The organism is Marivita sp., assembly GCF_965656765.1.
Classification (GTDB): Bacteria; Pseudomonadota; Alphaproteobacteria; order Rhodobacterales; family Rhodobacteraceae; genus Marivita.
Genome location: NZ_CBFHLV010000129.1, coordinates 1,411 through 2,214, shown reverse-complemented (window position 1 = coordinate 2,214; position 804 = coordinate 1,411). Strand labels below are relative to the sequence as shown.

Here is an 804-nt window from a genome sequence, read left to right as displayed (position 1 = left end):
TGTATCTCAAACCGCTCAGCACGCGAGGTTTTTCAGACGTTCCTTAACCACTGAGCCATTCCTTCAATTCAGCATGGTTTTGTTCGGTCTGACCCGCGCATTGCAATGCCTTTTCCGGATACCCACCATTTCGACAGACACCGCGCGACCTTTCAACGAGGTGGCCCAGTCATGATGTCGTTTTCCGATTTGAGTTCGTATGTCCTAACACTGATCGCAATCACTCTCGCCCCCGGCCCGGTTGCGCTGATGCTGATTGTCAGATCGGCAAGTAAGGACACACGTGGCGCCGTTGGCTTTGGTGCAGGTTTCGCACTGGGAGGATTGATAATTATCTCTGCCGTGTGTCTTGGACTTGGCGCGTGGCTGACCGCAGTTCCAGAGGTGTTCGCTTACGGCAAATACGTAATGATGGCTTACATTCTTTGGTTGGCTTACGGGCTCTGGAAGGGTGGGTTTGATCTAACTGGGGATTGCGAAACCAATGGCCGATCCATTGTTGGTGCAGTCGGTGCGGGCATTATGACATGTTTTATCTCGCCCTATATGATGATCCTTTTTCCATTAGTTTTGCCTGGATTGATGGACATCACCACCATTGAAATGCCCGCTTTCTTGATCGTCGCCATAATCACATTTCTTGCTCTGTTCTGCGGTGCAGCCCTGATCATTATTTTTGCGGCACAGATCAGAAAAATCGCCCGTTCTGAAAGTTCTATGGTAAAGCTGAGGAACGTCTGATCTACCGTCTTGGCTACGCCGATTTCGGTGCAATCGGGCTTTGATTGAGCAGACAGGGGCCGA

1 protein-coding gene is annotated in these 804 nt (G+C 50.6%); it reads left to right on the top strand.

Annotated elements, in window-relative coordinates; genetic code table 11:
* Positions 1-105 precede the first annotated feature (105 nt).
* On the top strand, positions 106-741 hold the full coding sequence (locus ACTG4M_RS17375) for a LysE family translocator (protein ID WP_439124929.1): 636 nt from the start codon (positions 106-108) through the stop codon (positions 739-741).
* Positions 742-804 lie beyond the last annotated feature (63 nt).